Raw genomic sequence first — 12877 nt, 5'->3', positions numbered from 1 at the left:
TATCCAAACTCCAATTTTACAAACTAAACCCCCACTCGATTAAATCAAATGGGGGTACTTCTCTAGCTTTAGTAAATTGCGACACCTGGTTTTTCTGTAATGACTTCTTTTACGCGGTTCTGTTCATCCATAATCAGAACTGTCGGCTGATGCGTGCGTGCTTCCTCGTCCGATACGTAAGCATAGGACAGAATAATGACAATGTCGCCAGGCTGCACAAGGCGTGCGGCAGCTCCGTTGACACAGATTACGCCGCTGTTTCGTTCTCCTTCAATAATATACGTCTCAAAACGCGCACCGTTATTGTTGTTGACGATTTGTACTTTCTCATTCGGCAGCATCCCCGCAGCTTCCAATAGTGCTCCATCGATTGTAATGCTGCCCACGTAATTGAGATTGGCTTCAGTGACTGTTGCGCGATGTAACTTTCCATTCATCATCATTCTAAACATTTTTCTCATCCTTTATAGTTGACATAATTATATTATCTATCAGTCTGGCTGAAGTAAACTGTACCGCGGCGGCAAGGATGACTTCTTCGGCTTCACTAATGTTTTCATCTAATGAAGGGTAAGCCAGAACATGGACATAATCAATCGTACCCGAAGTTTCTTCTTCAATCGTTCTTCTTACAATTTTCTCTACTTCTGTCAATGGCACGCCTTCATAATAGCTGCGTTTGCCTATGCCGAGAGCACGGTAGATTGCACTTGCTTCCTTCCGTTCATGTTCAAGCAAGCGGACATTGCGCGAACTTTTCGCCAAGCCGTCTTCTTCACGCACAGTCGGAACCCGCGCAATCGATGTTCGCAAATTGAAATCCCGAACAAAAGTTTCAATAATTGCGAGCTGCTGTGCATCCTTCATTCCAAAATAAGACTCATCAGGGTCGACAATATTAAATAACTTCAAGAGAACTTTCAGCACGCCGTCGAAGTGCCCCGGCCTTGAAGCCCCGCATAAACGCGACGCCTGCTCGCCCGGCAAAATGCTGATTCCGCTTTTACGCGGATACATCTCCGTGACTGATGGAATGAATAAATAGTCAACACCTGCTGCGGCAGCAAGTTCAGCGTCGCGCTGTTCGTCGCGCGGATACGCTTCATAATCTTCCCCCGGACCAAACTGAGCGGGATTAACGAAAATGCTCATGACAACAATGTCATGATCTCTTCTTGCCTGCTTCACCAATTCGAGATGTCCTTCGTGAAGGAAACCCATCGTCGGCACAAAACCTACCGTGCGGCCTTCACGTTTTCTCGGATTGAGGATGTTTTTCAATTCAGCAATTGACCGGACAATTTGCATCGTTGCACTGGCATTCATAGTGTTTTTCCCCCATACAGCGCATCCAGTTCTTCTTCTTTCATCGTAAAGCGATGGCTTTCAGAAGGGAAAGAACCATTCTTTACTGCACTGTTATATAATCTCATCGCACCTTCAATATCTTTTCCGACTTCCGCATAGCTTTCGACGAATTTCGGCAGTTTGTGATTGCCGTAGCGCACCATGTCATGGAACACGAGCACTTGTCCGTCCGTTTCTGCACCTGCGCCGATTCCAATAATCGGAATAGATACAGCGCGTGCGACTTCTTGCGCCAGCTGGAATGGAATACACTCGAGAACAATCATGAAAGCGCCTGCTGCTTCACAAGCCATAGCATCTTCAATCAGCTGTTTTGCTGCAGCCGCTGTTTTGCCTTGCACTTTATATCCGCCTGTCACTCCGGCAGACTGGGGAAGTAATCCTAAATGTGCACAGACCGGCATACCGGCTGATGTCAGCAGTTTGATTTTGTCGATGACTTTTCCGCCGCCCTCTACTTTCAGCGCATTCGCAGATGTTTCCTGGAATAAACGAAGCGCTTGCTGCAGTGTCGCATCATCAGAGCCGTGATACGTCCCAAAAGGCATATCCACAATGACGAAAGTATCTTTCGCACCGCGTCTGACCGCTTTTCCATGGTGAATCATTTCGTCCAGTGTAACGAGTGCTGTCGAATCATAACCCAATACCACCATGCCAAGGGAATCTCCGACTAGAAGCACATCGATCTCCGCTTGTTCTGCAATTTGCGCTGTCGGATAATCATACGCAGTCAGCATACTGATTTTCTCACCATTCGCTTTCATTTTTGAAAAATCTGTTGTGGATTTCACTGTCAATCTTCTCCTTTACGTCTGATTTCAGCAGGCGTGTAGCGGGCAAAAAAACCAAAAATAAAACCCTGCTGATCCAAAATTGGACAGAAGGGTTGCGTAAGCGTAGGGTTCTGCTTCCTCCGTCCCTGTCTATAAAGATCAAGGCAGATTTCTAATCTCATTCATTTGCCAATCAGGTGCAGCTCTGCAATCGATACCGCCCTATGTTGTATACTATATCAAAACGGTAAGATTCTGTATAGTTTTAATTCTTCACTTCTATGTCTGCAGAATAAATTCCTCGAACCGTGCCGTCTTCCAGCTGCAGTTCAAGCATGCCGTCATGGGAAATGCCAAGCGCCACGCCTTCTACTGTTTCATGGACCATGCTCGCTTTAATTTTCTTGCCTGTAATTGCTGCGTAACTTTCCCAAAGAATTTTAATGGGGGCAAAACCTTTTTCGACATAAAGATCCGTATACTGTTCAAGATACTTCAGAATGGAGGCAACCAGCTGCGCACGGTCTATCGTTTCGCCTTTTTCAATTCGCAAAGAAGTGGCGATTGTCTGTAATTCTTCCGGGAAATCAGAGGGTTCCTGATTGGCATTGATACCCATGCCGAGAATGACCGCTTTCACACGGTCAGGGTCCGCCTGCAGTTCTGTCAGGATGCCAGTGACTTTTTTGCCGTTAATTAATATATCATTCGGCCATTTGATGACCGGCTGAATATTTGCCACTTCTTCTATCGCGCGCACAATCGAAACAGCCGCCACCAATGTCAGCTGTGGAGCACGCTGCGGAGGCAGATCCGGACGAATAATCAGACTCATCCAAACTCCGCGATTCGCCTTTGATTTCCACGGTCTTGCCAAGCGGCCTTTTCCTGCCGTCTGTTCCTCCGAAATAATTAACGTGCCGTCTGCCGCACCGTTTTGCGCTTCTTCATGCGCAATCGTCTGCGTGGTCGGAACTGTCGTAAAATACTTGACGGCACGCCCGTATCGTTCAGTCGTTAAATACTCCGTTATGTTCCCTTGGTTCACAAGATCTGGCGCTTCTATTAAATAATAACCTTTTTTACGCTGTGAACCGATTTCATATCCCTCTTCTTCCAGCTCTTTGATATACTTCCAAATCGCCGTACGGGACAGGCCGAATTCATCCGCAATATCCTGTCCGGATACGGGCTCGCCCTGCGCTGCAAACAATCGTTTCAGTAATTCACTTTTCACGGGTGATTTCATCTATAAACCATTCCTTTATCGCCTGTGCGTCATTTTCAATTCGTCCATGGACAACCGCACGCTCAATTTTCTCAATCCATTCACTCGTCCATTTTCCGCCCTTTTTTCCTGACCATGTTAATAAGTCATTTCCGGTGAAAGCCAGATCTGCGCGCTGCTGAATGGGCAGGCATTCTTTTTGCTGCACTATCTGCTGCCTGGACAATCCGCCGCTTTCATGATTCGAATGTGTAATTTTTTCTGCCGTTTCCAATACGTCTGCCGGAAACGAATAGTAATCCCAAGAATCAAATTTGCGCTGTGAACGGATCGCACGCGCTTCTTCACATTGTGTTAAAAATCGTTTTTCTTCATTGGATAATTTAAAATACCTCGACAGTTCCGCGGCAGTTGCATCCGTCAGCGCAAGCATTGCCGCATAGCCATGACGCGCGTGGAGAAATGGCGTGCAGGCGTCAAGTGAATTAAACGCTGACAGAAACTCGGGAAACAGCTGCGGCAAACCGATTTCTCGGCTGTAATGAAATGCACGGGATGGATTTTCCCCTTGAAACAGCTTATCCAATTCCGCTTTAACTCGCTCGATGGTAATATGGCGGAGTGAAGGGGCAAGCTTTTTCATTGCGTCCAACGTTTTTGCTTCAATATCAAAATCCAGAACGGAAGAAAATCGCAGTGCCCGAAAAATGCGCAATGCATCCTCGCCAAAACGTTCTTCAGGATCACCCACTGAGCGAATAATCCGTTGTTTCAGATCATCCTGTCCGCCGAATAAATCGATCAGCCGGCCGTCCACCGTCATAGCAAATGCATTGATGGTAAAATCCCGCCGCTGTAAATCCTCTTCCAAGGATGTGACATAAACAACTTCATCAGGCCTGCGCAAATCACTGTATGTACTTTCTGTACGAAACGTCGTCACTTCAACCGCTTCGCCTTGCATCAGCACTAAAATGGTGCCGTGAGCAATTCCGATATCGACCGTGCGGCTGAATACGGCTTTGACTTGCTGCGGTGTGGCAGAAGTCGTAATATCAATATCCAGCGGCTGTTTTCCGAGCAACGCATCACGGACTGCTCCGCCAACAAAGTATGCTTCATAGCCTGCAGCCTGCAATTCCCGGATCACTTGCCGGCTGGCCGCTGTACTGAATGAAATCGTCATTTCATCGCCGCCACTTCATAGTATAATTTTTCATATTGCGCTACGATCGCTTCGGAACTGAATTCTTCCTGTACTGTCTGAATCGCTTTTTCTTTCATTTGCTGATGCAGCACCGGGTCGCTTAACAAGTGCGTCACGCGGGCGGCAACCGCTTGTACATCTCCAAGTTGCACCAAGAAACCATTGGACCCGTCCTGCACAACTTCCGGTATCCCTCCAATTGCTGTTGCGACGGCGGGCACACCGCAGGCAAATGCTTCAAGCAGAACAAGTCCGAATGCTTCTTTTTCAGAGAGCAGCAGCATGACGTCGCTGATTGACAATAGTTCCGGCAAATCATCACGTTTTCCGAGAAACAGAATATCATCCTGAAGTCCGTTCTCTTCTGTATACTCTTCTAGATCAAATTTTTCCGGACCTTCACCGACCAGCAGCAATTTCGCTTTATGCTTTCGGTCAATCAGCCGAAAACTTTCAATAATATCCGGAATTCTCTTCACTTTGCGGAAGTTGGATATATGAATTATTACTCTTTCATCCGGTGCCAGTCCGAGCTGTTCACGAAGGTGACTGTTTTTCCGAGGATAATATTTTTCTTCATCAATAAAGTTATAGATGGTCTGAATAGCTGTCGTCGGATGAAGCAGTTCAATTGTCTCATTTCGTAATGACCGTGAAACGGCAGTCACACGGTCCGATTTATTGATGCCATAAGACAATGTATTTTTTAACGCAGGGTCGCGGCCGAGAATCGTTACATCGGTGCCATGCAGTGTCGTAATGATGCCAATCTCAGACTCCGCCATGTCTTTCGCCAAGATGGCAGAGATCGCGTGCGGCACAGCATAGTGCACGTGCAGTAAATCCAATTTTTCTGATTCGATGACTTGTGCAATGCAGTTGGCAAGGGCTATGTCATAAGGAGGATATTTGAATACAGCATACCCTTCTATTGTTACTTCGTGGAACTGGATATTCGGATGGACATCTAAAAAGCGAAACGGTTTGCTTGATGTAATATAATGCATCTCGTGCCCTTTATCCGCCATTTTAAGTCCCAGCTCCGTCGCCACCACACCCGATCCCCCAAGAGACGGATAGCAAATGACGCCTACTTTTAATTTTCTATGTTGCATACGTAAACCGCCTCACTGCAAAAGTTTAATCAATTATTTTTTCCAGACCGTAAACGAATTTTGGTGAAGATACCGCTTCACGGACCGCCAATAAAATACCCGGCATGAAGGATTTGCGGTCAAATGAGTCATGACGGATCTTCAGCAATTCGCCTTCGCCGCCAAGCAGCACTTCCTGATGGGCAAGCAGTCCCGGTAAACGAATGCTGTGTATTTTCATTCCTTCTACGTCCGCACCGCGTGCTCCCTTCAGTTTCTCTTGTTCTTCCGGATGCCCTTGGATGTGGGCAGCCCGCACTTCACGGATCATTTCCGCTGTTTTAACAGCTGTTCCTGATGGCGCATCCAATTTTCGGTCATGGTGCATTTCAAGAATTTCAACGTCACCGAGATAACGTGCAGCCTGCTGTGCAAATTTCATCATCAGCACCGCGCCGATTGAAAAGTTCGGTGCAATAATACAACTTTTTTTCTGTTCAAGCGCGATACTTTCCAAGTCTTCAAGCTTCTCTGCTGTCAGTCCTGATGTGCCAATGACTACATCCATACCAAGTGACAGTGCTTCACTCGCGTTAGTGAATACTGCATCAGGATCGGTCACATCCAATAATACGTCAGGATGATGTGCAGCCTGAAGCGCCTGCAGAGAAGTGTAAATTGGAATCCCTTCCTTCGTATCAGTTACGCTTCCATTATGTAAAAATTGGCCATCATGTTTATAATCAAGTGCCGCCACAATTTCAATGTCTGCCGCTTCAGTCGCCGCAAGTATTGCTGTTCCGCCCATTCTTCCTCTCGCTCCTGCAATAGCTAATTTAATTGTCATTCCGTTTCCTCCTTTTTAGTCCAGCGGTCTTTATCTCTTGTGTTGAATTTTGTCAGAACTGTTTCCAGCGCTTTAGTTAAATCAATGTTCTGTGAGTTGGCGAAGCAGATTAAGACGAATAATAAATCGCCCGTTTCTTCCTCAAGTGTCCGGATTGCTTCCGTCGATTTTTTCTTTTTCATGCCGTAGCGATCCTGAACTTCACGTGATAATTCCCCAAGTTCTTCAGTCAGTCTTGCTAATAGTTCCATCGGAGGGAAGTAGCCTTCTTTAAATCCAGTTATGTATGTGTCAACTTCCTGCTGTAATTGCTCCATTGTTTTCGTCATCGTCATCAGCTCCCCTTCCTATCGTATGCATTCTGTTGGCTATTGTCAAAATATAATATTTGGCACATACTAGCTATATTGGACGCACGGCAATAAGAAAATACGTCTGTACGCAGGACAAGCCGTCCCGAACAAGAGACGCGATTACATCAAGAATGGATTTATGGAAGGAGTGTTGTTTTTGTTCGCTGGAATTCGAGTACGGAATATACTAGTAATTATACTCGGTGCTGCGCTGTTCAGTTTCGGATTGGTGAATTTCACGATTCAGCACGAACTGGCGGAAGGCGGATTTACCGGGATCACGCTAGTATTATTATTCGCATTTAATTGGGATCCTGCCGTGATGAATCTCGTGCTGAATGTTCCCATGTTTATTATCGGCTGGAAAATGCTCGGCAGGCGCCCCTTTATTTATACGGTAATCGGAACCGTCGCAGTATCAATTTTCATCAAGATATTTATGAAATATAAAGTAAATATTCATATGGAAGGCGATTTGTTTCTAGTATCTCTGTTTGCCGGAGTTTTTATCGGCGTAGGTCTTGGTATTATATTCAGGAGCGGCGGTACAACGGGCGGTTCCGATATCATTGCCAGATTGGCACATAAAAAATACGGGATTACAATGGGCAAAACCATGTTCGCGTTTGATGCAGCCGTCATTTTGCTGTCGTGGGCAGTCTACCTGGATTACCGTTCGATGATGTACACGCTCGTTGCCTTATTTGTCGGAGCACGGGTCATTGATTTTGTGCAGGAAGGGGCGTATTCCGCAAGAGGGGCGTTCATTGTCACGAATTCCCCCCATGAACTGGCCGAGAAAATTACGGGTTCGATGGGAAGAGGAGTAACTGTATTCAAAGGATATGGTCATTTTTCAAAAGAAAACCGTGAAATTCTTTATTGTGTCGTTGGTAAGAGTGAAATGATCCGGTTAAAAAACTTGATCACTTCCATAGATCCAGAAGCATTTGTTTCCTTGATAGAAGTTCATGATGTTATGGGTGAAGGCTTTACTTTAGATGAACAAAAGCGCCCGATTGCTGATTAGAAAAAAATCCGTCTGCTCACATGAGCAAACGGATTTTTTGATGGTAATTAGTCGCGGTTTACAAAGATCAATATTAAACGCAATAGTTCAAGGACAGCGACCGCTGTTGCGGCAACATAAGTCATTGCTGCTGCACTCAATACTTTCTTCGCCTGCGGTTCTTCGTCATTACGGATGATACCGAGTTGAACAATTTGGTCCATCGCACGTGACGATGCATTAAATTCTACAGGCAATGTAACGATTTGGAACAGCACCCCGACTGCCATGAGAAGAATACCGATTCCAAGCAATGAATTCATGCTGGAGAAGATAATTCCAATCATGATGAAAACCCATGCGGCATTTGACGTCAGACCTGCAATAGGTGCGAGTCTGTGACGGAAGCGCAGAAACGAATAGGCTTCTTTGTCCTGAATAGCGTGGCCGACTTCATGCGCTGCCACTGCTGTACCTGCTACAGATGCTTCATGATAGTTGCTTGTGGACAGCGCCACAATTTTCGTCAGCGGATTGTAGTGATCGGTTAAGAACCCCTGGCTTTCCACTACTTTCACATCATGCAAACCATTTTGATCCAGAATTAATCGCGCTACTTGAGCACCTGTCATTCCGGAAGTAGAACGGATTTTTGAATACTTCTTATATGTGCTTTTCACTTTAAATTGCGCGTAGATAGGAAGCAATAAAATGACACCAAAGTAAATCCAGAACACGTCTATCTCTCCCCTTTCTCTCTATCCTTAATTTTATAATGTTTGCTTGCTTACTGCAACTTTTAACTACATGTCCTAACGAGACAGCACACTTCTTGATTTATAGCTCCACATCGCAATCCCGATACACGCAATCGAGAGCCAAAATGTGAAATAGCCAATTTGCGGACTGAACTGTGCCAGGTCATGATAAATCGGCATTTGTCCGAACACGTAGTCAATTACATCATTATGCAATGTCCAGATCGCCGCAATCGCAATATGCCAGCCGGTAAACTTATATTTCGGCAAATAAAGAATCCCTTGCAGCGCCATTGCAAAATGTGAACCGATCAGCATCCAGCCTACCCATCCAATCGAGCCGGTTACTGTCAGCGTAAGCAAATTCATAACAACCGCCCACAAGCCATACTTCACTAACGTAATGAGCGCAAGTGCTTCCATCAGTTTAAAGTTCCGTTTAAGCAGCCAGCCGATAATGGCAAAACAGAAAAACAATGTTGCTGTCGGACTGTCAGGCACGAAAATCCAGAATTTCGGCTCCGTAATTTCAAGCTGCCACATATACCAATCATATCCGTAGACCGAGCCTAATATATTAATAAAAAGAAGAATCCATAAGAAGGATTTATGAGAAAGCATCATCCAAGTCTGTGCCCAAAGCATTCGCAAAAACATCACCTCTGTCTATTATGTGCATTTCGTTTATGTATATAATAATTCACCTTGAATATAAAGAAAAAAAGAGTCAGTTTCCTGACTCTTTTCCTTACTTCGATTCTAGCTCAGATATAAATTCAGCAAGTACTTGAAGATCTTCATCTGAACCTTCCCATGTACCCGGAGGCATTGAGCCGCGGCCATCATGAGCGATTTCGATAATTTCTTCTGGCGTCATGCCAGTATTCGTTAACGGTAAGCCCAGACCACCCTGGAATGAGTCACCGTGACAGCCAATACAGGAAGAGCCCTGATAGATCTCATATCCTTCTGCTGTTTCATCAAATTCTACTTCGTCAACGATTGCACCTTGAACTTTTGCAGCTTCCCAGTCGTGGTTGACGACTGATTCCCAAGTCAAGTAGAAAATCGCCAAGAATGAAAGAATCATGAAGCCTGTCGGCAATGGACGCTTAAATGGACGTCTTTCTTTTGTTGTGTCCATGAAAGGTACCAGCATTAATGCCATTACTGCCAATCCAGGAATTACAATCGCACCGATCACGTTATAAGGACCGGAAGCGAATTCATATTTCAATAACTGATACATGAATAGGAAATACCAATCTGGAACCGGTATATACATTGTATCCGTCGGGTCCGCCTGACGCTCAAGCGGTGACGGGTGTGCAAGTGTGACAATCAGGTAGCCGATTAAGAAAATCGATCCGATCATCCACTCTTTCAATAGAAAGTTTGGCCAGAACGCCTCAGTTTTACCTGGGTATTCTGAGTAATCTTTTGGTGTATTCGGCATCCTGCCAGAAGCTTTAATACGCGAATCACCAACAAATTTCATCCCTTTTCCGCGGTGCATGTTATTCCCTCCTTCTTAAATTTCAGATGACCCTAACCAAAAAATTGGTTCTTATAGTGGTCCGGAAATACCTTGTCTTCTGATCATGATAAAGTGTGCCGCAAGCAACCCAAGCAAAGCAGCTGGTAGGAAAAATACATGAATCGCGAAGAATCTTGTTAACGTCTGCGCACCTAAAATCGTGGAATCACCCGCGAGAAGGATTTTAATCTGTTCTCCGATGAAAGGTACCGACGCGGCAATCTCAATCCCAACTTTTGTTGCAAATAGAGCCTTCATATCCCAAGGCAATAGATATCCTGTGAATCCTAGACCTAGCATAACGACGAAGATCAATACGCCGACTATCCAGTTCAATTCACGTGGTTTCTTGTAAGACCCTGTAAAGAATACACGCAAAGTATGTAGGAACATCATTACAATAACTAACGAAGCCCCCCAGTGGTGCATCCCGCGCACAAGTTCACCGAATGCAACATCATTTTGAAGGTAGAAAACTGATTTCCATGCGTTTTCAATATCCGGCGTATAATACATTGTCAGGAACATACCGGACAAAATCTGGATAACCGTTACGAAAAACGTCAAACCTCCAAAACAATAGATGAATGCAGAAAAATGATGTGCAGGGTTTACGTGCTCAGGTACTTCATGGTCAGCGATATCTCGCCAAATTGGAGTGATATCTAACCGCTCATCCACCCAATCATAAATTTTATTTAACACTGTGGTCGTACCCCCTTACCCTTTAGACTAATGTGTTCGGTATTGTTGAACCAAGATAGACAAATCCGTCGATGATTTCTACTTCATACTCATCAAGCGGTCCAAGCGGTGGTGTTCCTGGAATGTTATCACCATTTTTTTTGTAACGTCCAGCGTGACATGGGCAGAAAAATTCGTTTTTGTGCTCATCGCCTTCCCAGTTTACTGTACACCCTAAGTGCTTACAGACTGGAGAAAGTGCTATGACCTTGTCGCCTTCTTTGTAGACCCAAGCCGTGTTAGATTCATCAGAAGTATACCATGCATCTTGTCGATCTTTGATTGTATAGTCTACACGAACCGGCACTTCCGAAAGATCGGCTTCTTTTTGCGGCGTTGGAATCATGTCAGAACCGCCTGCACTTGCCAGAACGGGATCAATTGCGAAACGAATCATCGGCATCAGCATTGCAGAGGCCATGAACCCACCAGTTCCCATAAGTGTATAGCTAAGGAACGTGCGTCTTGACACTTTATTGCTCATCAGTAATTTCCCTCCTCTTACTCCAAAGTCAGTCCCACGGACATTCTTTTGCTAATTGTAATACTAGGACATATCTATGATATATCAATATGAAACTAAATTCAATAATGCTTTTAGAAGGCACCTAAGTTTGTGAACAAATATTAAGATTTGGTGACAAACAGACACAGTTCTTTTATTACTTGCAAAAAGTGCCTGATGCCCTCTCAAGAAGGCGCGTATTGGAAAGCCGGCCAAGGTGAAATGGGCAGCGGCAGATTGACAATAACAGATCAGCGGATCAAGGGGCATGAATGTATGCTCAGAAACTTCCGCTGCACCTTCAGCTCATCCGCAAGCCATTACCACGCAGACGTTTCTATCCGCATGTTCAGAATTACTGCATATTCCAGCTTTCCATGAAATGTGTCAGCACTTGCCGCAGCTGATCTTCCATAATAGTCTGGCGCAAATGGTCATCCATCGTCTCCAGCGGAATGGACGGCAGCCAGACAACTTTTCCTTCTGTGTTTATGCTTGTCCACTTCGGGTCGGTGGTCAGATAGAAGATATGCGTAAATGAAGATTTCTTCAGGTCTTCTGACAGTGTGTCTGCGATCTGCTGCAAGTCGGTTGACTGCGTATAGGAAACTGGCGGCATGAACATCATGCGGCCTTTAAACTGCTTCTCGATGAACATTGACAGATTCATCAGGAACTCCGAGGAAGAAGCACTGTTTTTCATCGTTTCCGGCCGGGTATCGACAGCAATCAGCGGCACAACAATTGTGTCGATATATTCTTTCTGATTTATGTAGGTATCTACATCTTTTGGAACCCAGTTCATTGTCATTCCCCCTAACATTATTCAGTAAAGTGTAGCTCATATGTTCCCGCAACGCAAACCAATGACTTCACCGCAAAGGGCGAAATCATCGGTTGGTGTCCTTGTCTTTTTTCATCTCATTCAGCATTGCCGTCAGGCTGATAAATAATTCACGGTCGCCATTATCCAGCGCTTCATCAATTCTTTTCAGCAACATGTCGTTTGTCGTCAACGTGAAGCTTTCTTCCAGGAGTTTTTCTGCTATTTGCTGATCTTTTCTTTTCTTAAGAAGATCTTCCGGCAAATAAGGATTTTCCTCCGCTACACTGGCATACTCCGGACATTTATTGCTGTCTTTGAAGTTCAGCTGGATGAACATATCTTCATCGGGATGCAGCCGGAGATCATGAAATGATTTTTCCGCATCAGCTGTCATCAGATTCCCTTTATAAAAGCGAAACGGAATGCTGTCAACTTCAGTTGTAGAAATAATCATGGCCCTCGGACAATGATGAGCTTCATCTGTAAAGTGAACATTCGTCAATAGATGTTCATTGCTGAGAAGATAATTTAAAATCCATACACATTCCCGCCGCTTTAATCGATAGCGTTTCAAAAACCACCTCAAGAATTCTTTTTTGGCAGTTACAGGAACCATGGCCATCAT

Annotated in this window: 16 protein-coding genes; 1 reads left to right on the top strand and 15 read right to left on the bottom strand. The window is 44.9% G+C overall.

What is annotated here, in order from left to right; genetic code table 11:
- Nucleotides 1-68 precede the first annotated feature (68 nt).
- From panD to SporoP33_RS15285, 8 genes are all read right to left on the bottom strand, one after another.
- Nucleotides 69-452, bottom strand: a complete 384-nt coding sequence (gene panD / locus SporoP33_RS15320; RefSeq protein ID WP_081244557.1) for an aspartate 1-decarboxylase — start codon at nucleotides 450-452, stop codon at nucleotides 69-71.
- Nucleotides 445-1326 carry a pantoate--beta-alanine ligase gene (gene panC / locus SporoP33_RS15315; RefSeq protein ID WP_369821942.1) on the bottom strand — a complete coding sequence of 294 codons (882 nt, stop codon included), beginning with the start codon at nucleotides 1324-1326 and terminating at the stop codon, nucleotides 445-447. The genes panD and panC overlap by 8 nt, the downstream gene beginning before the upstream one ends.
- Complete coding sequence (gene panB / locus SporoP33_RS15310; RefSeq protein ID WP_081244555.1) at nucleotides 1323-2162, bottom strand: 3-methyl-2-oxobutanoate hydroxymethyltransferase; 840 nt, start codon at nucleotides 2160-2162, stop codon at nucleotides 1323-1325. Before panB ends, panC begins: the two co-directional genes overlap by 4 nt.
- Before the next feature lie 247 nt (nucleotides 2163-2409).
- Nucleotides 2410-3393, bottom strand: coding sequence for a biotin--[acetyl-CoA-carboxylase] ligase (locus SporoP33_RS15305; RefSeq protein ID WP_081244554.1), 984 nt, complete (start codon nucleotides 3391-3393; stop codon nucleotides 2410-2412).
- Nucleotides 3371-4558, bottom strand: a complete 1188-nt coding sequence (locus tag SporoP33_RS15300; RefSeq protein ID WP_081244552.1) for a CCA tRNA nucleotidyltransferase — start codon at nucleotides 4556-4558, stop codon at nucleotides 3371-3373. The genes SporoP33_RS15305 and SporoP33_RS15300 overlap by 23 nt, the downstream gene beginning before the upstream one ends.
- Nucleotides 4555-5694, bottom strand: a complete 1140-nt coding sequence (gene bshA / locus SporoP33_RS15295; protein ID WP_081244550.1) for an N-acetyl-alpha-D-glucosaminyl L-malate synthase BshA — start codon at nucleotides 5692-5694, stop codon at nucleotides 4555-4557. The genes SporoP33_RS15300 and bshA overlap by 4 nt, the downstream gene beginning before the upstream one ends.
- 25 nt (nucleotides 5695-5719) lie before the next feature.
- A complete protein-coding gene (gene dapB, locus SporoP33_RS15290; RefSeq protein ID WP_081244549.1) occupies nucleotides 5720-6520 on the bottom strand; it encodes a 4-hydroxy-tetrahydrodipicolinate reductase in 801 nt (266 codons plus the stop codon).
- Nucleotides 6517-6855 carry a nucleotide pyrophosphohydrolase gene (locus SporoP33_RS15285; protein ID WP_081244547.1) on the bottom strand — a complete coding sequence of 113 codons (339 nt, stop codon included), beginning with the start codon at nucleotides 6853-6855 and terminating at the stop codon, nucleotides 6517-6519. The genes dapB and SporoP33_RS15285 overlap by 4 nt, the downstream gene beginning before the upstream one ends.
- 175 nt (nucleotides 6856-7030) lie before the next feature.
- Here SporoP33_RS15285 and SporoP33_RS15280 point away from each other — a divergent pair, with 175 nt between their 5' ends.
- Nucleotides 7031-7903: a YitT family protein gene (locus tag SporoP33_RS15280; protein WP_099662753.1), complete on the top strand. Its 873-nt coding sequence runs from the start codon at nucleotides 7031-7033 to the stop codon at nucleotides 7901-7903.
- Between the two features lie 47 nt (nucleotides 7904-7950).
- On the opposite strand, the gene SporoP33_RS15275 is transcribed toward SporoP33_RS15280, so the two are convergent.
- The 7 genes from SporoP33_RS15275 to SporoP33_RS15245 all read right to left on the bottom strand — a co-directional run bounded on the left by SporoP33_RS15275 (nucleotide 7951) and on the right by SporoP33_RS15245 (nucleotide 12877).
- Complete coding sequence (locus tag SporoP33_RS15275; protein ID WP_081244544.1) at nucleotides 7951-8625, bottom strand: zinc metallopeptidase; 675 nt, start codon at nucleotides 8623-8625, stop codon at nucleotides 7951-7953.
- A gap of 69 nt (nucleotides 8626-8694) precedes the next feature.
- Entirely contained in the window at nucleotides 8695-9285 is a 591-nt protein-coding gene (locus SporoP33_RS15270) for a lipoprotein heptaprenylglyceryl N-acetyltransferase LhaT (protein ID WP_231293263.1), read from the bottom strand.
- Between the two features lie 103 nt (nucleotides 9286-9388).
- Entirely contained in the window at nucleotides 9389-10156 is a 768-nt protein-coding gene (locus SporoP33_RS15265) for a menaquinol-cytochrome c reductase cytochrome b/c subunit (protein WP_081244542.1), read from the bottom strand.
- A gap of 51 nt (nucleotides 10157-10207) precedes the next feature.
- The gene (qcrB, locus tag SporoP33_RS15260) at nucleotides 10208-10882 is read right to left on the bottom strand and encodes a menaquinol-cytochrome c reductase cytochrome b subunit (protein WP_081244540.1); all 675 of its coding nucleotides are present in this window, start codon (nucleotides 10880-10882) and stop codon (nucleotides 10208-10210) included.
- A 22-nt stretch (nucleotides 10883-10904) separates the two neighbouring features.
- A complete protein-coding gene (locus SporoP33_RS15255) occupies nucleotides 10905-11408 on the bottom strand; it encodes a QcrA and Rieske domain-containing protein (protein ID WP_081244538.1) in 504 nt (167 codons plus the stop codon).
- 373 nt (nucleotides 11409-11781) lie between these two features.
- Entirely contained in the window at nucleotides 11782-12231 is a 450-nt protein-coding gene (locus SporoP33_RS15250) for a DUF2487 family protein (protein WP_158233623.1), read from the bottom strand.
- 85 nt (nucleotides 12232-12316) lie between these two features.
- The gene (locus tag SporoP33_RS15245) at nucleotides 12317-12877 is read right to left on the bottom strand and encodes a ReoY family proteolytic degradation factor (RefSeq protein WP_081244535.1); all 561 of its coding nucleotides are present in this window, start codon (nucleotides 12875-12877) and stop codon (nucleotides 12317-12319) included.

The organism is Sporosarcina sp. P33 (genome assembly GCF_002077155.1).
Lineage (GTDB): Bacteria > Bacillota > Bacilli > Bacillales_A > Planococcaceae > Sporosarcina.
The sequence above is the reverse complement of the archived record's forward strand: the minus strand, read 5'-3'. Positions and strand labels throughout refer to the sequence as shown.